A 19,136-nucleotide genomic window follows, 5' to 3' on the forward strand; every position below is an offset into this window, starting at 1 on the left:
CCGATGACGGCAAGATCCCGGCCGAACCGTTCGGCTGGGCAATCATAGCTCCCACCGCCGGTCCATGCCGCTCGTGCCCATCGATGGGTCTTGCGCGATGGCATCGCTCAAAAAGTCCAGAACCGTTTTGACGCGCAACGGCATGTTGCGTCGTGAGGGATAGACGACAGTGATCGGCAGGCGGCTCGGCTGAAAATCCGCCATGACAGGGATCAGCCGGCCGGCGGCGATATCGGGCACGGCGAGGATATGGGAGAGCACCGCCAGGCCAGCGCCGGCGAGGGCTGCCCTGTGAATGGCGACGGCGTTGCAGGCGGTCAGCCGCGGCGAGATCCTGACGGAGATGTCTTCCGAGCCGTTGGAAAACGACCATGTGCAGGCGTCGCCCGCCCTGTTGTAACAGAGGCATTCATGGTCCCTGATGTCCCTCGGCTGGCGCGGCGCCGCCTTGCGCGCGAGGTAGGCGGGAGAGGCGACAAGGAAAGCGGTCGTCCAGCCGATCCGCCGGCAGACGAGGCTGCTGTCGGCGACCGGGCCGAGGCGCACTTCGAGGTCCAGGCGCTCCTCGATCATATCGGAGCTCTGCTCCCTGAACAGCAGTTCCACCGAGAGTTTCGGATGCACGGCGAGAAGATCACCGAGCCGCTCGCTGAGATAGAGACCGAACGGCGCCGGAACGCTGAGCCTGACTTTTCCGGAAGCCGTGGCGCCGCCCGATCCGGCGGCATCGCCGAGTTCCTCCACCGCTTCGAGTATCCGGAGCGCCATCGGCAGCATCCGTTCCCCCTCCGCCGTCAGCGACAGACCGCTCGTCGTGCGATGCAGGAGGCGGGTGTTGAAGTGGCCTTCGAGGCCCGCGACCTGCCGCGAGACCGCCGGCTGCGTCACATCGAGATCATGCGCCGCCGCCGAAAACGAGCCCGTCTCCACGACGCGCAGGAAGGTCCGCAATGCCGAAACGATATCCATCCCCCACCCCTCATACTTTTGCGCATAGGCTTTATGCAGCCAGACTAGGCCGGAATGGCTTTACAGTCCAGAAATTAAGGATATCTTTTATCCATAAGGATATTTTGTATCCTTAATTAGAGGAGAGATGATATGAGCCAGCGATTGAACTACGCCCAGCAGTCCCCCGAGCTTTTCAAGAAGTTCATGGAATTCAGCATGGCGCTGAAGAGCAGCGTGATCGACGAAAAGCTGCAGGCCCTCATCGAGATCCGCGCTTCACAGATCAACGGATGCGGCTTTTGCCTCGACATGCATGTGAAGCAGGCGAAGATCTTCGGCGAGAGCGAATTGCGGCTCCACCATGTCGCCATCTGGCGGGAATCGAACCTGTTCGTTCCCCGTGAGCGCGCCGCCCTTGCCTGGACCGAAGTCCTGACAAAGCTGCCCGAAGGCGGCATTCCCGATGAGATCTACGAACGGGTTCGCGGCCAGCTTTCCGAAAAGGAAATCTCCGACCTGACCTTCGTCGTCATGGCCATCAACGCCTGGAACCGCGTCAATGTTGGCTTCAAGACCGTTCCCGGTTCAGCCGACAAGGTCTACGGCCTCGACAAGGCTGGCCTGAACTAATCCTCGCAATTCTTTGAGAAGATTCAACTTTGACGTTGCCGCACCCCGGCAGCGAACGGAGATCTGTCATGAAAATCGTTATCATCGGCGGAACCGGCCTCATCGGTTCGAAGACTGTCGAACGCCTGCGCAAGCGCGGCCATGAAGTGATTGCCGCATCGCCGAATACCGGCGTCAACACCATCACCGGAGAAGGATTGGCAGAGGCGCTCGCAGGCGCCGAAGTCGTACTCGATCTGGCCAATTCGCCCTCCTTCGAGGACAAGGCCGTGCTCGAATTCTTCGAAACCTCGGGCCGCAATCTTCTCGCCGCCGAAAAAGTCGCCGGCGTGAAGCGCCACATCGCGCTCTCCGTCGTCGGCACCGAGCGCCTGCAGGAAAGCGGCTATTTCCGTGGCAAGCTTGCCCAGGAAAAGCTGATCAAGCAGTCCAGCATCCCCTACACCATCGTGCATTCGACGCAGTTCATGGAATTCCTGAACGGCATCGCCCAATCCGGCACCGTCGGCCAGACGGTCCACCTGTCGCCGGCCTATGTGCAGCCGATCGCCTCGGACGACGTCGCCGACGCCATGGCTGAGGTGGCGCTCGCACCGCCTGCCAACGCGACGGTCGAGATATCAGGCCCGGAACGGGCCCGCCTCAGCGAACTCGTGGCCCGCTATCTGAAGGCCATGAAAGACCCGAGGACCGTCGAGGCCGATGCCGAGGCGAGATATTTCGGCGCAAGGCTGAACGACCAGTCGCTCGTTTCCGACGACAATCCGCGGCTCGGTTCGATCACCTTCGAAGAGTGGTTCGCAAACTCCGCCCAGCCGAAGTGATTTCACTTGCCCTCAGGACACGGCCGCTCGGGCGCGTCCTCTCCACTCCAGCAACACGGAGATTCCCCATGATCAGAAAATCAATCCTCACCGCCGCTCTCGCCCTTCTGGCGGTCACCGGCGCCAGCGCCCACGACAGCAGCAAGTCTGCAAAGGTAACGCTCGTCTATCAGCACGAACTTCCGAACGTGCCCGGCAAAAGCATCAAGGGCGTACTGGTCGAATACGGTCCCGGCGGCTTCTCCGAAGGCCACACCCATCCGGACTCGGCTTTCATCTACGCCACCGTGCTCGAAGGGTCGATCCGCAGCCAGGTCAATGACGGCCCGGTCAAGGTCTATAAGGCAGGAGAGAGCTTTTCCGAAATGCCGGGCGACCGTCATGGCGTCAGCGCCAATGGCAGCGAGACCAAGCCTGCCCGCCTGCTCGCCGTCTTCGTGGTCGACACCGCCCAGAAAGAGCTGACCTCCCCGCTGCAGAACTGACGATTGCCAATGGCCTCAGCGCGAAGCTTCGCTGCTTGCGCGGGCGGCCGACATGCTGAATCATGTGCCGCCCGCCCCTTCCCGGAGACAGAGAGAGATGATCTACGACGCGCTCTTCGGCAAGCCGCTGATTTCCCTCATAACAGTCGGCTTCGCCGGCATCGTCGTCTGGCATTTGCTTTCCCGCCAGCGGCCGACGACGCGGCTGGTGGTGCAGATCCTCTTCTTTGGCCTTATGACGCTGATCCTCGTCGGCAGCGGCATCGAACCCCACCGGTTTCAGGGATATCAATCGGAAGATCCGCAGGCCCTGCTCGTCGTTCTCGCGAAATCGCTCTGGTGGGTCCACCTGGCATGGGCCGTCATCGGTTTCATCCGGCTCTATCTGGTGCTGGAGGGCAGTCCGCAGGAAGCCCGCCTGCTGCAGGATCTCGTCATCGGCGTCGTCTATATCGGCATGGCGCTCTCGATCCTGGCCTTCGTCTTCGGCGTGCCGATCGGAACACTCGTTGCGACCTCGGGCGTTGTCGCCATCATCCTCGGCCTGGCACTACAGAATACGCTCGCAGACGTCTTCTCCGGCATCGCGCTGACCCTCGGCCGGCCCTATGTCATCGGCGACTGGATCCTTCTCAGCGACGGCACGGAGGGACGCGTCGTCGAAAGCAACTGGCGCGCGACACATATCCTGACCAGCGCCAACAATGTCGTCGTTCTGCCGAACAGCTTTCTGGCAAAGCTCGGCCTGACGAATATCAGCCGGCCGGACGAGAGCCATCTTCTGACCCTCACCATCCGCATCGCCCCAACGCGGATGCCGGCATCGGTTCGGCGCGTCATGGTAACGGCACTTGCGAGCTGCAATACGATCGTGCGCGATCCGCCGCCGGTCGTCGCCTTGAAGGGTCTGGACGCCACGGCGCTGGAGGTCGAGCTGCAGTTTCGGGTGACGAGCCCCAGCCAGCGCGTGCCGGCGCGAAACGAGGTGCTCGATCTCGTCTATCGCCATTGCAAATCAGCCGGCCTGCTTATCGCCGTTCCACCCTCGGCGAGAATCCTGACCGCCGATCTGCCGACGGAAGAAAACGCACAGCCACCGAGCGTGACGCCACTTGCGCTGATCGAAGCCATTCCGGTCTTTGCGACGCTGACATCAGATGAAAAGCAGAAGCTCGCCGAGACCACCGCCGTTCGCCAGTTCCACAAGGGCGATGTGATCGTGCGGGAGGGCGAAATGCTGCCCTCCCTGATGATGGTGCGCGCCGGCATCATCGTGGCGCGGCACGAAGGCGAAGAGCGCGGGCGGTTCGCGCCGGGCGATTTCTTCGGCGAGACCGGGCTGCTCGCCGGCTTGCAGGAAGTCTGCGCCCTGGAGGCCCTGACCCCGGTGACGGTCTATGAAATCGACCAGGAGGCTTTCGCGCCGCTGCTCACCAAACGCCCCGCCCTGGCCGAGGAAATCGCCGAAGCCCTCGCCGGCCGCGCCGAGCGCTTCCGCGACGGCGCCGCCCTGCCCCCGGAACACGCCCACAACGCGCGCGCCATCCTGAAAACCATCAGGACCATCTTCAGGGCGTAGAAATCCGCAAGCCGTTTCAGCCGGCGCGTTTGAGGACCCATTGGAACGTGCTTTGCCAAATGTCGGCCGGGACCTCCTCCGACAAGGTGCCGACGAGATCTGCAAGCCGGACGCGCCGCAGCGTATTCCGCCAAGCCTCGTCGGCTTCCCACATGACGCGCGCGACCGCGCAAGGCTTGCTGTCGCAATATCCCGCTGGCCGGCATGGATTGTTCTCACGGATATTCGTGCAGGTGAAGCTGCGCGCCTTTCCCTCGACCGCTTCGACGATGTCGAGGAAATTGATCTCCGACGGAGATCTCGCAAGCCTGTAGCCGCCAGTCGGGCCGAGCGTGGTCTCGACGAGCGAGGCCTGCGAGAGGCTTTGCAGCGCCTTGGAGAGATATTCCTTCGGCAGGCCATGAAGCTCAGCGAGCGCCTTGGTGGAGAGATACCTGCCCTCAGGCAGGCCCGCGAGAATGGCGCAGCAGTGCAGCGCCCACTCGACCTGGCTTTTCAGGATCATTCAGCAACTCGTGTCATGGCCGGCTCAGCGGCCGGAATTAAGGATATATGATATCCACAAAGCGGCGTGATGTAAATGACCGGCGAAAGCGGAGCTCGTCCTCTCCCCATCATCAGCACGCACGCGCCACCCGCCCTCGTGGTTCGCCTCACCATGAGGGCTGATCGGTGTGCTTGCCGCAACGCACCATTGCCGCGACAAAACTTTCGCTCCGTCGGGAATAAAATCGCCTCCTCCCGTGTCTCATCTCAGGTATCGCAGCATTGCGTTGCCCAACCTGAGGAGAGACATCATGACATCCGTGAAATTCCTGTCCGTCGTAGCGGCAGCCGCCCTTGCCGCGACCGCTGCTTTCGCCGCCCCTCCCGTCAAGGAAGTCGAATCCGCCAAGGGCAAGGTGCTCGCCGGCGAAAACGACATGACCCTCTACACCTTCAAAAAGGATGCCAAGGGCGTTTCCAACTGCAACGACGATTGCGCCAAGAACTGGCCGCCGCTGATGGCGGCTTCCGATGCCAAGGCCGATGGTGCATATTCGATCATCGACCGCAAGGATGGCACAAAGCAATGGGCCAAGGACGGCATGCCGCTCTATTATTGGGTCAAGGACAAGAAGGCAGGCGACATCACCGGCGACGGCGTCGGCGGCAATTGGGATCTCGCCAAACCCTGATCACAAGCGAGTTGCCGGCGTGAAGACACCCGCACCCGAAAGTTTCGAGGGCCAGATCCTGGCCCTCCTGCCCTCGCTCAGGCGCTATTCGCGCAGCCTGACGCGTTCGGATGCCGATGGCGAGGATCTGCTCCAGGATTGCGTCGAAAAGGTGCTGGCGCGCCGCGGCCAATGGCGCGGCCTCAACCTGCGCGGCTGGGTCCTGACCATCATGACCAATCTCTACCGCAATGGCCGGCGCGGCAAGGCGCGCGACGGCCTCGTCGAGCTCGTCGCCGCCGAGGATATCGCCGCACCCGAACCGCCGGCCGATCCGCTGGAGCGCGCGCGGCTCGACAACGCGCTGAACAGCCTTTCGGAAGAGCACCGCGCCGTGCTGATGCTCGTGGTCGTCGAGGGATATACCTATGGCGAAGTCGCCACGGTACTCGATATTCCGATCGGCACCGTCATGTCCCGCCTGTCGCGCGCCCGCCAGCGCGTCGCCGAGCGGCTGAAGGCCGACAACGTCATTACGCTTCGGAGACCGAAATGAACGAAGCCAACCCGATCGTCACCGAAGCCGATCTCCACGCCTATGCCGACGGCCAGCTGGGGGAAACGGCGCGCACCCGCATCGAGGCTTACCTTGCCGACAATCCCGACGAGGCGGCGATGGTCGCGAAATGGCAGACGCAGAACACCGGCATCCGGTCGCTGTTCTCAGGATATGAGAAGGCAAAGGACACCGATCCCTTGCTCGTTATGCCCCGGCGCACGGTGTCATCAGAACGCAAACGCTGGGCGATCGCCGCCTCGGCCCTCGTCGTCTTCGCGCTCGGCGCCGTCAGCGGCCATTATGGCCCAGCACTTCTGGAAAAGCCGGAGCTGCAGCTTGCCAGCTCCGAAACTCTGCCGAAACAGGCTGAGACGGCGTTTACGGTCTACGCCGCCGAGGTTCGCCATCCCGTCGAGGTCTTCGCCAACGAGGAGGTCCACCTCGCCACCTGGCTCGGCAAGCGCCTGGCAATAGAGAATCTCAAGATCCCGAACCTGCAGCCGCTTGGCTTCAAGCTCGTCGGCGGCCGCTTGGTGCCGGTCGACGGCAGGCCGGGAGCGATGTTCATGTACGAGAACCAGGCCGGCGAGCGCCTGACCGTCTTGGTCGGCCGCAATAAGGAAAACCGCACCACCAGCTTCCGCTTCGCCTCCTCAGGCAATCTCGAAACCTTCTACTGGATCGACGGCGAGCTCGGTTATGCCGTCACCGGCGAAATCTCCCGGGAGACGCTGCGTGGTGTGGCCGAGGAATGCTACAGGCAGTTCCCATCCTAGAGGTTTAGAGCCTTTCTGGGTTAGATTGCAGCATTCTGTTGGCTCAAACGGAGTCGGGTGGTCGACCGGCCGGCGCGCGTCGTAGCCCAGCTTTACGGCCAAGCCGGCCGGTCGATCAGCCGGCCCGTTTCAGCCAACCCGAAGGGCCGGGCATCTTTCCGCCAGGATCAAAGGCGATCGGCTCGGACGTACCAAGAGGTATGCCCATCGCCAATCGCCTTTGCCCTGACGAAAACCTGCTCCGGCAGAATGCTGCAATCTAACCCGGAAAGGCTCTAAAGCAGCGGATCGTTGGCAAGCTCGATCGGATGCCCATGCGGCGTCGCTTCGGCCGCCCGCTGCCAGCTCTTCTGCAGATCGAGGATGGCGGAGGCATCCGCCACGCCGTGACTGACGAGCAGGTCCGAAAGCGCCTCCACCCAGCAGTCGAAATAATCGCTGCCGTCTTCGGCCCGGCCGGGCCTGTGCAACGCGGTCGAAAGCGCCGCAGCCCATTCGCTCCAGGTGAAGACACCCTTCTCGTGCAGATGCACGGTTATGGCGAAGACTTCGGCAGCCCAGGGTTCCGGGAAGACGGGGTCGCCCTCCGGCGACTTCGGCAGATCAGGTGATTGCGAGAGCTGCGATGGCGTTTCACACAGGCTCAAGATAGCTCTCCCACGCATCGATAGAGACCGTCAGCGACGAGTCCGCGCCCTCGCCCCAGATTTCGCCGCCGTCGAAGACGACGGTATAGAGCCATTGCGGGTTCTCGCCCTTGCCATGCGCATTGTCGTCAGGGAAAACGAAAGAGCCCTGTACCGCCTCGACCACGCCCATCTTAGCGCGCGCATAACGCGGCAGCCGCGTATGGGTCGCGGGATTGAAATTCCTCGTCTTCACGCGCTCGCCGGCCGCAAAGAGCGGCGCGGCCTCGACAGGACGATCGCAAGGCCCGCCTTTCGCCAGAACCGCCGGCACCATCTCCGCCTTCAGCACCCGCTTCGGCGCCGTCCCATCTTGCAGCTTCCGCCCGGACAACAGCTCCTCGCGCGTCGCAAAGCCGTGCCGTTCCAGCAGCGTGTCGATGCCGCGGATCCAGATCTCGTAATAGCTGGCGGCGAGGTAATCGGCCGGCGGAATGTTCTCGCGCGCATGCCGGCTCTCATCGATCGTCCAGGCGCCGAAAGCGCCGCAGGAAAGCGTGATGCCGAGCGCCCGCTTTTCCCATTCGGCATGGAAACAGGGCTCGTCCTTTTCGGGCGCGACAGGCCCGAAACCCATCTGGCCACCGAGATCATGCGGTCCGTTCATGGCAGAGCCTCCGGGCTGCCGGCAGCCGAGACCTTCGAGCTGCCTGCAACGGCCGTGCCGATCATCGCATCGCGGCTGACGAGACCGGCAAGTGCGACCTCGTCCATGCCTTCCGTGCCTGTCGGCCGCTCGGGAATGACGAGATAGCGCAACTCCGCCGTCGAATCCCAGACGCGGATCTTCTTGTCCTCCGGCAGCGTCAGCCCGAATTCGGCCAGCACGCCGCGCGGATCGATGACGGCGCGCGAACGATAGGCGGGCGCCTTGTACCAGACCGGCGGCAGGCCGAGCACCGACCAGGGATAACAGGAGCAGAGCGTGCAGACGATGAGGTTATGGGTCTCTGATGTATTGAAGACGGCGCGCATATGCTCGCCCTGCCGGCCGGTATAACCGAGGCTTGATATCGCCGCCGTCGCATCGCGCTTCAGCCACTCGGCGAAATCGGCGTCGCTCCAGGCTTTGGCAACGACATGCGCGCCGTTTCTCGGCCCCACCTTCGTCTCATAGGTCTCGACGATCGCATCGATCGCCGCCGGATCGATCAGCCCCTTCTCGGTCAGCAGCGTTTCCAGCGCCTTCACGCCCGCCTGCATGTCGGAATAGTGATTATCGCGGTGATGTTCGTCGTCGTGGTCATGATCGTGCAAGGCAATGTCCTCCTGGTACGGCGGCCTGAAGGGAAAGGCAGAGTTCGCGGCTTGCTCCCTCTTCTCCCCGGTGGGGAGAAGGTGGCCCGAAGGGTCGGATGAGGGGGCCGCACGGCACGTCCGTAATGGTTGCCCTTCGCTTACGCTTCGTGCACTCGCGGCTTCGCCGCTCGCCCCCTCATCTGCCTGCCGGCATCTTCTCCCCGCCGGGGGAGAAGGGGGAATGAGGCGAGCCCCGTTCTCCTTCGAAGCATTCCTCCCTCTTTTTATCACACACAACGCGCCCGCCAAGCCCTCCTATCCCCTTCAAACTTTTCCGCTAATCTCCTGCCATGAACATCCTGATTCTCGGCGCTACCGGCTTCATAGGCTCCGTCGTCGCGGTCCGGCTCGTGGCCGACGGCTACGTCGTGACCGGCCTCGGCCGGAATCCCGGGCGAGCGCGCTTGAAGCAGCCTGCAATCGGCTGGCGCCAGGCCGATCTCTCACGCATGACGAAGCCCGAGGACTGGGACGATCTTCTCCAAGGCCAGCACGCCGTCGTCAATTGCGCCGGCGCTTTGCAGGACGGTCTGTCGGACGATCTGGCGGCCACGCAGGCCGAGGCGATGCTGGCGCTTTACACCGCCGCCAAACGCTCATTGCGCCCTCTGATCGTGCAGATATCCGCAAGGACGGCAGGCCCGGCAGGCGACCTGCCCTTTCTCGCCACCAAGCGGCGGGCCGACGAAGCACTGGCGGCAAGCGGCCTGCCTCATCTCATACTGCGCCCCGCCCTCGTTCTCGGCCGCAATGCCCATGGCGGCTCGTCGCTCTTGCGCGCACTTGCCGCCTTCCCCCTGGCGCTGCCGCTCGTCCATGCCGAAAGCCCGGTCGAAACACTTTCCGTGGACGACGTGGCGGAAGCCGTGTCGCGGGCGGTCGCAGGCGATCTCCGCGGGGATATTGTTCTTGCCGCCGACGAGATGTTGACGCTCGCCGATCTCGTCCGCCTTCATCGGCAATGGCTAGGCCTGCCGCCTGCCCGCGTGTTTGCTCTTGCCCCGTGGCTTGCAAAGCCCGTGACGCGCTTGGCCGATATGGCGGGCCTGCTCGGCTGGCGTTCGCCGCTGCGCTCAACGGCAATGACCGTCATGTCGGAGGGCATACGAAGCGTCAGAGGAGAAAGCGGGCTTGCCGCCACATCGGCGGCGGCAACGCTCGCAGCCAACCCTTCCGGCGTGCAGGATCTCTGGTTTGCCCGCCTCTATCTCCTGAAACCGCTCGTCATATCGGGCCTCTCCGCCTTCTGGCTGCTCTCCGGCCTGTTTCCGCTGCTGTCGCTGGAGAAGACATCCGCCCACTTCCTGCCGTTCATGCCGGAGGCGGCGGCAACGATGACGACGCTTGCGACCTGCCTCATCGACATCGCGCTCGGCGCCGCCGTGCTTGTCCGTCCCCTGGCGAAACGCGCCCTTCTCGGCATGCTTGGCGTGTCGCTCGCCTATCTCGCCGGCGCCAGCCTGCTCGAACCCGTGCTCTGGCTCGATCCGCTTGGGGTCCTCGTCAAGGTGCAGCCGTCGATCCTGCTGACCCTCACAGCCCTTGCCACCCTGGACGAACGCTGATGCTTGAGGAATCGCTGCTGCTCGCCCATGTTATCGGCGCGACCGTGCTCTTCGGCACCGGCGCCGGCATCGCCTTCTTCATGGTCATGGCACATCGCACCCGTGATCCCGTCCTGATCGCCCATGTCTCCGGCACCGTCGTCATTGCCGATACGGTCTTCACCGCGACCGCAGCCATTCTCCAGCCGGTGACCGGCACGCTGCTGGCGCGATCGATCGGCTGGGATCTTTGGGAAGGCTGGATTGCCCTGTCGCTGCTGCTTTATGTCGTGACCGGCTTGTTCTGGCTGCCGGTCGTCTGGATCCAGATCCGGCTGCGCGATCTTGCCCGCGCCGCAACAATGTCGGGAAGCGCTCTGCCGCCCGCCTATTTCAGCCTCTACCGCATCTGGTTCGCCTGCGGCTTTCCAGCCTTCTCAGCTGTCGTCTGCATTCTCTGGCTGATGCTGACGAAACCGGCGATCGCTCTATTTTAGCATCGGCCAGAGGCTCGCCACCAGAAGCACCGCCATGCTGATATTGAACCATTTCAGCCGCGCAGGATCGGAAAGCCATTCCCGCAGCGCCGAACCGAAACCTGCCCAGGTCGAAACGCTCGGCACATTGACGGCCGCGAAGGCCAGGCCGACGATGAGCACGCTGACGAGATAGAGCTCCGGATTGGTATAGGTCGCCATCGCGGTGACCGCCATCACCCAGGCTTTCGGGTTGATCCACTGGAAGGCGGCCGCTGAAAAGAACGACATCGGCTCGACGCCGCTCTTGCCGTCGCTGAGCGAACGCGAGGAAGCGATCTTCCAGGCGATCCAGACGAGATAGGCGCCGCCCGCAAATTTCAGCGCCGTATAGACTACAGGCACCGTGTGCAGCAGCGCGCCGAGCCCAAGGCCGACGCCTATCAGCAGCGAGAAAAAGCCGACGCCGATGCCGAACATATACGGGATCGTCCTGCGGAAGCCGAAATTCACGCCCGAGGCGAAGAGCATCATATTGTTCGGCCCCGGCGTGATCGATGTCGTGAAGGCGAAGAGAACGAGGGCGAGAAACGTATCCAGCGGCATGAAACCTCCCGGGACCGGCCATCCTTCGTAGCCGGTTTCATTTAGGTCAATGTAGCTGTCCTAAATTGCTGATGCCATGACATCATTGTCATGGTGACAGGATTACTTGAAAGATAAGAATTGACGGCAATCTCCACCAAAATGGAAAAGATCATGCAAGACGACCCGATCCCGACAATCACCTTCCCGAACGGCGCGCAAGTGCCGGCGCTCGGCCAGGGAACCTGGGCCATGGGCGAAGATGCCGGCCATGCGCGCGCCGAAATCCAAAGCCTCAGAACCGGCATCGATCTCGGCATGACGCTGATCGACACCGCCGAAATGTACGGCGACGGCGGCGCCGAGGAGATCGTCGGCCAGGCGATCAGCGGACGGCGCGACGAGGTCTTCATCGTCAGCAAGGTCTATCCCTGGAACGCCAGCCTGAAAGGCACGATCGAGGCCTGCGAGCGCAGTCTCGAACGGCTCCGCACCGATCGCATCGATCTCCATCTATTGCACTGGCGCGGCAACTATCCGCTCGCCGAGACTGTCGCCGCCTTCGAAATCCTGAAGGCATCCGGCAAGATCGGCGCCTGGGGCGTCTCCAACTTCGACACCGACGACATGGAAGAACTACTCAGGGTACCAGACGGCGCGAATGTCGCCGCCAACCAGGTGCTCTACAATCTCTCCCGCCGCGGCATCGAATTCGATCTGCTGCCGTGGTGCCAGAGCCGCAAGATTCCCGTCATGGCCTATTCGCCGATCGAGCAGGGAAACATCCTGCATCATCCCGAGCTGATCCGCATCGCCAAGGCCTACCAGGCAACGCCGGCGCAGCTGGCGCTGGCTTTCCTGCTCGAACGCGACGGCGTCATTGTCATCCCGAAAACCTCGAATGCCGCACGCGCAGCGGAAAACCGCGACTGTGTCTCGCTTGATATCACCGACGAGGACTGGGATGCGCTGGACGCCGCCTTCCCGCCGCCGGCAAGAAAAAAGCCGCTGGAGATGCTTTGATCGCCAGCGGGTTAGACTGTTCACGCCTATCCGGTAATATGCCGCGACCTCTCGGTTCCCTCTTCTCCCCACTGGGGAGAAGAGACTTTGCGGCAGCCTCTCCGTTCCTCACTCACCGAACAGCCCTGGCACAAGGCCGAGGATGACGCCGAGCAAGGGGCGATGCCAGCTCACATCCCCTGCCCGCCGCGGTTCATCGCGGCGATACCGGTGCGGCAGACCTCGATGAGGCCGAGCGGCTTCATGATCGCCACGAACTGGTCGATCTTCGACGACTTGCCTGTTATCTCCAGGATGAAGTGGTCGATCGTGGCATCCACCACCTTGGCGTGGAAAGCATCGGCGAGGCGCAGCGTCTCGGCGCGCATGTCGCCCTCACCGATCACCTTGACCAGCGCCACTTCGCGCTCGATCGGCCGTTCCTGGCCGAGTTCGCGGGCGCGCACCGTCAGATCGACGACGCGATGCACCGGCACGATGCGCTCGAGCTGCGCCTTGATCTGCTCCAGCACCTGCGGCGTGCCGCGGGTCACGATGGTGATACGGGAAAGATGCGCCTGATGTTCGGTCTCGGAAACCGTCAGGCTCTCGATATTGTAGCCGCGGCCGGAAAACAGGCCGATAACCCGGGCAAGGACGCCGGGCTCGTTGTCGACGAGAACCGAAAGCGTGTGGCTTTCGACCGCCGCCGTCTCCGGCGAGATGAAATAGGCAGAGCCGGTGGGCTGTAGATGTGCGTTCATGGTCCTGAGTTTCCTCTACTCTACCTAGTTATCAGACGAGCGCGCGGCCCTTGGCGTCGATTGCATTGGCGACCGCTTCGTCGGTCGCCTCGTCAGGCAGCAGCATTTCGTTGTGGGCCTTGCCCGAGGGGATCATCGGGAAGCAATTGGCGAGATTGGCGACGCGGCAATCGAAGATGACCGGCTTTCTGACCTCGATCATCTCCAGAATGGTGTCGTCGAGCTGATCCGGCTTTTCGCAACGCAGGCCGACGGCGCCATAGGCTTCCGCCAGCTTGACGAAATCGGGCATCGCCTCGGTATAGGAGTTCGACAGGCGGTTGCCGTGCAGCAGCTGCTGCCACTGGCGCACCATGCCCATATACTGGTTGTTCATGATGAAGATCTTGATCGGCGCATCGTGCTGGATCGCCGCCGACATTTCCTGGATGCACATCTGGATCGAGGCGTCGCCGGCAATGTCGATGACGAGGCTATCGGGATGGGCGATCTGCACGCCGAGTGCGGCCGGCAGGCCGTAACCCATCGTGCCCAAGCCGCCCGAGGTCATCCAGCGGTTCGGCTGCTCGAACTCGAAGAACTGCGCCGCCCACATCTGGTGCTGGCCGACCTCGGTGGTGATGTAGGTGTCGCGGTCCTTGGTGTGGGCGAAGAGCCGCTCCAGCGCATATTGCGGCATGATGACGTCATTGCTCTTCGTATAGGCGAAGGAGTTGCGCGCCCGCCAGCGGGCGATATCGGTCCACCAGTCGTCGAGCCGGCCCTTTTCCGGCTTCTTCGGCAGCGCCCGCCACAGTCGGACCATGTCTTCAAGCACATGGCCGACATCGCCGCGGATGCCGATATCGACCCGGACGTTCTTATTGATCGAGGACGGATCGATATCGATATGGATCTTCTTCGAGTTCGGCGAAAAGGCATTGAGACGGCCGGTGATGCGGTCGTCGAAACGGGCGCCGATGCAGACCATAACGTCGCAGTCGTGCATCGCCATGTTGGCCTCGTAGGAGCCATGCATGCCGAGCATCTTCAGCCAGTTCTTGCCGGAAGCCGGATAGGCGCCGAGGCCCATCAGCGTCGAGGTGATCGGGAAACCGGTGAGCTCGACCAGCTCGCGCAGCAGCTTGGAAGCCTCGGGGCCGGAATTGATGACGCCGCCGCCGGAGTAGATGACCGGACGGCGCGCAGTCGCCATCAGTTCGATCGCTGCATGGATCTGGTTGAGATCACCCTGGATCTTCGGCTGGTAGCTCTTCTGGATCGCGTAATCGGCGGGCGGCGTATAGGTGCCGGTCGCAAACTGCACGTCTTTCGGAATATCGACGACGACAGGCCCCGGACGGCCGGACTGGGCGATACGGAAGGCCTCATGAATGATGGCGGCGAGCTGGTTGACATCCTTGACCAGCCAGTTGTGCTTGGTGCAGGGCCGGGTGATGCCGACCGTATCGCATTCCTGGAAGGCGTCGGAGCCGATCAGTGGGGTCGGAACCTGACCGGTCAGGCAGACGAGCGGAATCGAATCCATCAGCGCGTCCTGCAGCGGCGTGACCGCATTGGTCGCGCCCGGGCCCGAGGTCACCAGCATGACGCCGACCTTGCCGGTGGAGCGGGCATAACCTTCGGCAGCATGGCCTGCCCCCTGCTCGTGGCGGACGAGGATGTGCTTGACGTCGTCCTGCTGGAAGATCTCGTCATAGATCGGCAGGACCGCGCCGCCGGGATAGCCGAAGATATGTTCGACGCCATTGTCCTTCAGCGCCTTGAGAACGATCTCCGCTCCCGTCATCCGATTGCCTGCCGCCTGATTGTCCGTGCTCATCTGTCTGTTCCGTTTATGCTGGGATTTGCGTTTGTGGCCGGAAGCCCGAATTTCGGGCATAAAAAAAGGCCCCGGAGGAGCCTGTCATCTAGCGCATGGGTGGCTACCGCCGGATGGTTACACCATCCTGCCCATGCGCTTTCCCACCACGATAAGAGCCGTTGCGATTTTCATGGTCGGAAGTGATAGACAGAAAATTTCGCAGCGTCAACGCATGCCGCAATAAAAAACTGCCCCAGCCTCGCGCACCCGAAAATCGATAGGATGAAGGATTTGTTAAAGGATCGACTTTATTCTTCTACGCTACCGCATGGAGTAGCCCTTTGCTCAACAACGACTTGCGCACGTCTGGCAAGGCAGGCGAGCATGATCGCCGCGATGGCCATGCGCCGGGAAATCGCTTTCTCGGCCGCGTCGTTGCATGCAGCGGCTCCAGGGCGACGATTGCCGCCGTCGCCGAACAGGGCGGCACGGATCTCACCGAACTCTGGTCCGTCGGCCGGCTGATTTCGATCAGCGTCGGCCGCAACCGCGTCGTCGCCCTCGTCTATCAGATGAATACCGGCAGCCATGCCTGGGGCGAAGGCGAGGACAATACTTTCAAGATCGAGACCGAGCTTCTCGGCGAGGTCCGCGTCGATGAGGACGGCACCGAGGAATTCTCGACCGGCATCTCGCGTTATCCCTATCTCGGCGCCATCGCCCACCGCATCCGCGCCGCCGACCTGATCCGCATCTACGATGCCGGCGAGGGCACGACAGCCGTCATCGGCAAGCTGACGCAGGACGAAAGCATCGATGCGGCGATCCATATCCCCTCGATGCTCTCCAAGCATTTCGCCGTCGTCGGCTCCACCGGCGTCGGCAAATCGACGGCCGTGTCGCTGCTGCTGCACAAGGCGATCGCGGCGAACCCGAAGCTGCGCGTGCTGATCCTCGATCCGCACAACGAATTCGCCGCCGCCTTTCCCAAGCATGCCGTCACCATCGATACCGATACGCTCGACCTGCCCTTCTGGCTGATGCGGCTAGAGGAATTCGCCGAAGTCGTCTTCCGCGGCCGCCCGCCGGTGCCCGAAGAACTCGACATGCTGCGCGATATCCTGCCGGAGGCCAAGCGAGCCTTCCGCGGCAGCGACAATTCGCTGGTGCGCCGCACGACGGAAAAGAGCTCGATCACTGCCGATACGCCGGTTCCCTACCGCATGGCCGATCTGCTGGCGCTGATCGACGAGCGCATCGGCCGCCTGGAAGGCCGCTCTGAAAAACCCTTCCTGCGCTCGCTGAAGATGCGCCTCATCGCCGCGATCAACGATCCGCGCTATCATTTCATGTTCTCCAACAACACGATCAGCGACACGATCACCGACACAATCGCACAGATCTTCCGCGTCCCCGGCGATGGCAGACCGATCTGCACCTTCCAGCTTGCCGGCATCCCCTCCGAAGTCGTCAACTCGGTCGCCTCGGTGCTCTGCCGTATGGCCTTCGAAGTGGCGCTGTGGAGCGAGGGTGCGATCCACATGCTGGTCGTCTGCGAAGAAGCCCACCGTTACATCCCCTCCGATCCCAGCCTCGGCTTCGTGCCGACGCGCCAGGCGATCGCCCGCATCGCCAAGGAGGGTCGCAAATACGGCGTCTCGCTCGGCATCATCACGCAACGGCCGGGTGAGCTCGACCAGACAATCCTGTCGCAGTGTTCGACTCTGTTTGCCATGCGCCTTGCCAATGACCGCGACCAGGAAATCATCCGCTCGGCCATCCCGAACTCGTCGATCTCGACGACGAGCTTCATCTCCTCGATCGGCAACGGTGAGGCGATCGCCTTCGGCGAAGCGATCAGCGTGCCGATGCGCATGCGCTTTTCCCGCGTCGACGAGAGCCTGCTGCCGAAGGCGAGCAGCGCCAACAACAAACACAGCGAGGAAGATCCGGATACGGTCGATCTGCGCAAGATCGTCACCCGCATGCGGGCGGTAACCGTCGGACCCGACATCTCGAATTTCCAGCAGAGCTACGCGTCGTCCGTCACTGGCTCCGACGAGGCTGATGCCGCCGACGAAGATCTGGACGCAAAGCCCTACGTGCCGCCTGCACCGTCGTCCGCGTCGCTCGAATCCTACCGGCGCGAACTTCTGCCACAGACACCGCGGCTCGATCCCACCGTCTCGCCCTCGATCGATCCCCGGCTGGATGCGCTGCGCCGCGAGATGCGCCGCGAGGAGCCTGTCTTTCCCCGGCCGGCACCGCCGACGGACCAGCCTGCGATCACCCGCCGCGAGCCCGGCACGTCGCTGCGCGAAAGCATCCTGAAAAAACCGCTGAGCAGCCTCTACAACAAGGATTGAGCCTTCCGCTCGCCCTCGAGCGTGATCAGAGGCTCGACCGCGTCGAACACACGCCGCCGGTCCATCGGCCCGAGCGGCAACAACGGCCGCGGGAGTTCTGCCTGGCCCAGCGAAAGACGATCGACCAGGGCATAGACCACGCGAAGGCTTCCGAACTCCTTGAACGTTTTCCAGAGCGGCTGCAGGAGAGCATCGAGCCGCTGCGTCGCGCCGCTGTCGCCTGAAATCGCAGCCTTGGTCAGGGCAACGGCGACGCGCGGAAACAAGCCGCCGATGACGCTGTACCAGGCGTCGGCGCCTGCAAGCAGCGCTTCGGCCGCCCCCCAGTCGCCGCTATAGCCGATTGCAAGCTTGGTCCTGTCACGCAATGCCGCCAGCTCGCCGGCGAGATCGCCGTCGACAGGCAGAGGCATCTTTACCGCCTTGATCGTCTCGATGTCGGACAGGCGCTGCAGAAGTTCCCGGCCGAAGGTGAAGTGGGTCGTGCCGGGATTGTTATAGATACAAAGCGGCAGCTTCGCCGCCCCGGTGACCGCGAGGAAATGTTCGTAGGCTTCCTCCTGGGTCAGCGGCGTGTAGGAGACGGGCGCCAGCAGAAGCGCATCGGCACCAGCGGCCTCGGCGTCCCTCGCAAGGTTCTGGGCCTGGTCTGTCCTCAGAGCCCCGACGCCGACGACGAGGGGAATACGACCGTGAACGCACTCGACCGCGGCCTCGACGGCTCGCCGCCGCTCCTCGCGTGTGAGAAAGGCGTAGATCCCGGTGCTGCCAAGAAGGCCTATCGACGCGACACCTGCGTCGCAGAGGCGTTCCAGCAGGCGACTGAGGGCTTCCGTGTCGACCCGGCCGTCTCTATCGGCGGGTGTGGGCGGAAAGGCCGAAAGACCACGAAACGGAGAAACTGAAGACATGGTTTGATCCTGACATTCGGTCAGTGGGAAAAGAGCAGGCGCGATCCGGCGCCGGCAAAGAAGACGGCGAGACTTCCCTCGATCCACCGCCGCGCACGCGCATAGCCGCGCACCATCGGCGCCGTAGAGAACAGCACGGCATAGCCGGCAAATATCGAAATCCCGAGAAGCACGCAGCCGCCGAACGCCGTGACGGCCATCTCGGGCGAAGCGCCGGGCTTGAGGCCGAGCGACATGATCGCGACCCAGGCCAGAACCGCCTTCGGATTGCCGAGATGCATCAGAACGCCGCGGCGGTAGAGCGTGCCGAGTTGCGCGTCAGGCCGGACGAGTTCACCTGCCGGCCTGTCCGGGGCGGCAGCCGAGCGGGCCGCCCTCCAGGCGAGCCAGAGGAGGTAAAGCCCGCCAACGATCTTGAGCAGCAGCAGCGCATGGGCATAGCGGACCAGCAGCGTCGAAATGCCGGTGACCGCGATCAGGCCCCAGCATGTCGACATCGTGATCACCCCGGCGGCGAGAACCAAGGCCGGTCGCCGCCCTTGCCGCATCGCCACATTCATGATGGCCATGTTGCTTGGTCCGGGACTGCCTGCAGCGATTGCGTAGGCGATGTAGACGACGAGAAGATCCTGCATTTGCGTGTTTCCAGAGGTTTGCGCCCGTGGACGGCACACCCGAAGACGAAGAATACGCCATCGGGCGAGCCGCCAATCCGCTTCCTTTTCCTCGAAAATTGGT

At 63.0% G+C, this 19,136-nt stretch carries 21 protein-coding genes; 11 read left to right on the forward strand and 10 right to left on the reverse strand.

The genetic code is table 11. The features are described from left to right. Positions 1-42: 42 nt before the first annotated feature. Positions 43-969 carry a LysR family transcriptional regulator gene (locus tag CO667_RS29670; RefSeq protein WP_097621741.1) on the reverse strand — a complete coding sequence of 309 codons (927 nt, stop codon included), beginning with the start codon at positions 967-969 and terminating at the stop codon, positions 43-45. Positions 970-1,101: 132 nt separating this feature from the next. Between CO667_RS29670 and CO667_RS29675 the strand changes: the two genes are divergently transcribed. From CO667_RS29675 to CO667_RS29690, 4 genes are all read left to right on the forward strand, one after another. Beyond that, positions 1,102-1,581 (forward strand): carboxymuconolactone decarboxylase family protein, encoded by a 480-nt coding sequence (locus tag CO667_RS29675; protein ID WP_097621742.1) that lies wholly within the window; start codon positions 1,102-1,104, stop codon positions 1,579-1,581. 68 nt (positions 1,582-1,649) lie between these two features. Further along, entirely contained in the window at positions 1,650-2,405 is a 756-nt protein-coding gene (locus CO667_RS29680; protein ID WP_097621743.1) for an SDR family oxidoreductase, read from the forward strand. Positions 2,406-2,473: 68 nt separating this feature from the next. Continuing rightward, positions 2,474-2,890, forward strand: coding sequence for a cupin domain-containing protein (locus CO667_RS29685; protein WP_097621744.1), 417 nt, complete (start codon positions 2,474-2,476; stop codon positions 2,888-2,890). A gap of 97 nt (positions 2,891-2,987) precedes the next feature. Beyond that, positions 2,988-4,469 carry a cyclic nucleotide-binding domain-containing protein gene (locus tag CO667_RS29690; RefSeq protein WP_097621745.1) on the forward strand — a complete coding sequence of 494 codons (1,482 nt, stop codon included), beginning with the start codon at positions 2,988-2,990 and terminating at the stop codon, positions 4,467-4,469. A gap of 16 nt (positions 4,470-4,485) precedes the next feature. Here the strand turns inward: CO667_RS29690 and CO667_RS29695 are convergent, their stop codons facing one another. Beyond that, positions 4,486-4,974, reverse strand: coding sequence for an Rrf2 family transcriptional regulator (locus CO667_RS29695; protein ID WP_097621746.1), 489 nt, complete (start codon positions 4,972-4,974; stop codon positions 4,486-4,488). A 292-nt stretch (positions 4,975-5,266) separates the two neighbouring features. On the opposite strand from CO667_RS29695, the gene CO667_RS29700 reads away from it, so the two are divergent. The 3 genes from CO667_RS29700 to CO667_RS29710 are packed head-to-tail and all read left to right on the forward strand — an operon-like array spanning position 5,267 to position 6,961. Continuing rightward, positions 5,267-5,647 (forward strand): hypothetical protein, encoded by a 381-nt coding sequence (locus CO667_RS29700; protein ID WP_097621747.1) that lies wholly within the window; start codon positions 5,267-5,269, stop codon positions 5,645-5,647. A 19-nt stretch (positions 5,648-5,666) separates the two neighbouring features. Beyond that, the gene (locus CO667_RS29705) at positions 5,667-6,182 is read left to right on the forward strand and encodes an RNA polymerase sigma factor (protein WP_097621748.1); all 516 of its coding nucleotides are present in this window, start codon (positions 5,667-5,669) and stop codon (positions 6,180-6,182) included. Beyond that, positions 6,179-6,961, forward strand: coding sequence for an anti-sigma factor (locus CO667_RS29710; RefSeq protein ID WP_097621749.1), 783 nt, complete (start codon positions 6,179-6,181; stop codon positions 6,959-6,961). The genes CO667_RS29705 and CO667_RS29710 overlap by 4 nt, the downstream gene beginning before the upstream one ends. A gap of 275 nt (positions 6,962-7,236) precedes the next feature. On the opposite strand, the gene CO667_RS29725 is transcribed toward CO667_RS29710, so the two are convergent. Genes CO667_RS29725 through nthA form a run of 3 tightly spaced genes read right to left on the reverse strand, consistent with a single transcriptional unit; the run spans position 7,237 to position 8,904 of the window. Next, a complete protein-coding gene (locus tag CO667_RS29725) occupies positions 7,237-7,608 on the reverse strand; it encodes a nitrile hydratase accessory protein (protein ID WP_097621750.1) in 372 nt (123 codons plus the stop codon). Continuing rightward, positions 7,595-8,254, reverse strand: a complete 660-nt coding sequence (nthB, locus tag CO667_RS29730; protein ID WP_097621751.1) for a nitrile hydratase subunit beta — start codon at positions 8,252-8,254, stop codon at positions 7,595-7,597. The genes CO667_RS29725 and nthB overlap by 14 nt, the downstream gene beginning before the upstream one ends. Beyond that, on the reverse strand, positions 8,251-8,904 hold the full coding sequence (nthA, locus tag CO667_RS29735; protein WP_097621752.1) for a nitrile hydratase subunit alpha: 654 nt from the start codon (positions 8,902-8,904) through the stop codon (positions 8,251-8,253). Before nthA ends, nthB begins: the two co-directional genes overlap by 4 nt. A gap of 332 nt (positions 8,905-9,236) precedes the next feature. Here nthA and CO667_RS29740 point away from each other — a divergent pair, with 332 nt between their 5' ends. Together CO667_RS29740 and CO667_RS29745 are read left to right on the forward strand one after the other, a co-directional pair. Beyond that, positions 9,237-10,511, forward strand: coding sequence for an SDR family oxidoreductase (locus tag CO667_RS29740; protein ID WP_097621753.1), 1,275 nt, complete (start codon positions 9,237-9,239; stop codon positions 10,509-10,511). Then, entirely contained in the window at positions 10,511-10,987 is a 477-nt protein-coding gene (locus CO667_RS29745) for a DUF2269 domain-containing protein (RefSeq protein WP_097621754.1), read from the forward strand. Before CO667_RS29740 ends, CO667_RS29745 begins: the two co-directional genes overlap by 1 nt. Here the strand turns inward: CO667_RS29745 and CO667_RS29750 are convergent. Then, positions 10,979-11,572, reverse strand: a complete 594-nt coding sequence (locus CO667_RS29750) for a LysE family translocator (RefSeq protein ID WP_097621755.1) — start codon at positions 11,570-11,572, stop codon at positions 10,979-10,981. The genes CO667_RS29745 and CO667_RS29750 overlap by 9 nt on opposite strands. 153 nt (positions 11,573-11,725) lie before the next feature. Here CO667_RS29750 and CO667_RS29755 point away from each other — a divergent pair, with 153 nt between their 5' ends. Beyond that, positions 11,726-12,574, forward strand: coding sequence for an aldo/keto reductase (locus CO667_RS29755; protein WP_097621780.1), 849 nt, complete (start codon positions 11,726-11,728; stop codon positions 12,572-12,574). A gap of 170 nt (positions 12,575-12,744) precedes the next feature. Here the strand turns inward: CO667_RS29755 and ilvN are convergent, their stop codons facing one another. Both ilvN and CO667_RS29765 read right to left on the reverse strand, forming a co-directional pair. Continuing rightward, positions 12,745-13,317, reverse strand: coding sequence for an acetolactate synthase small subunit (ilvN, locus tag CO667_RS29760; protein WP_097621756.1), 573 nt, complete (start codon positions 13,315-13,317; stop codon positions 12,745-12,747). Positions 13,318-13,348: 31 nt separating this feature from the next. Beyond that, entirely contained in the window at positions 13,349-15,139 is a 1,791-nt protein-coding gene (locus CO667_RS29765; protein ID WP_097621757.1) for an acetolactate synthase 3 large subunit, read from the reverse strand. A gap of 323 nt (positions 15,140-15,462) precedes the next feature. On the opposite strand from CO667_RS29765, the gene CO667_RS29770 reads away from it, so the two are divergent. After that, positions 15,463-17,487 (forward strand): ATP-binding protein, encoded by a 2,025-nt coding sequence (locus tag CO667_RS29770; protein ID WP_097621758.1) that lies wholly within the window; start codon positions 15,463-15,465, stop codon positions 17,485-17,487. On the opposite strand, the gene CO667_RS29775 is transcribed toward CO667_RS29770, so the two are convergent. After that, on the reverse strand, positions 17,472-18,398 hold the full coding sequence (locus tag CO667_RS29775) for a dihydrodipicolinate synthase family protein (protein WP_097621759.1): 927 nt from the start codon (positions 18,396-18,398) through the stop codon (positions 17,472-17,474). The genes CO667_RS29770 and CO667_RS29775 overlap by 16 nt on opposite strands. Before the next feature lie 20 nt (positions 18,399-18,418). Continuing rightward, positions 18,419-19,033 (reverse strand): LysE family translocator, encoded by a 615-nt coding sequence (locus CO667_RS29780; protein ID WP_097621760.1) that lies wholly within the window; start codon positions 19,031-19,033, stop codon positions 18,419-18,421. Positions 19,034-19,136: the final 103 nt, after the last annotated feature.

Origin of the sequence: Rhizobium sp. L43 (genome assembly GCF_002531725.1) — a bacterium.
Lineage (GTDB): Bacteria > Pseudomonadota > Alphaproteobacteria > Rhizobiales > Rhizobiaceae > Rhizobium.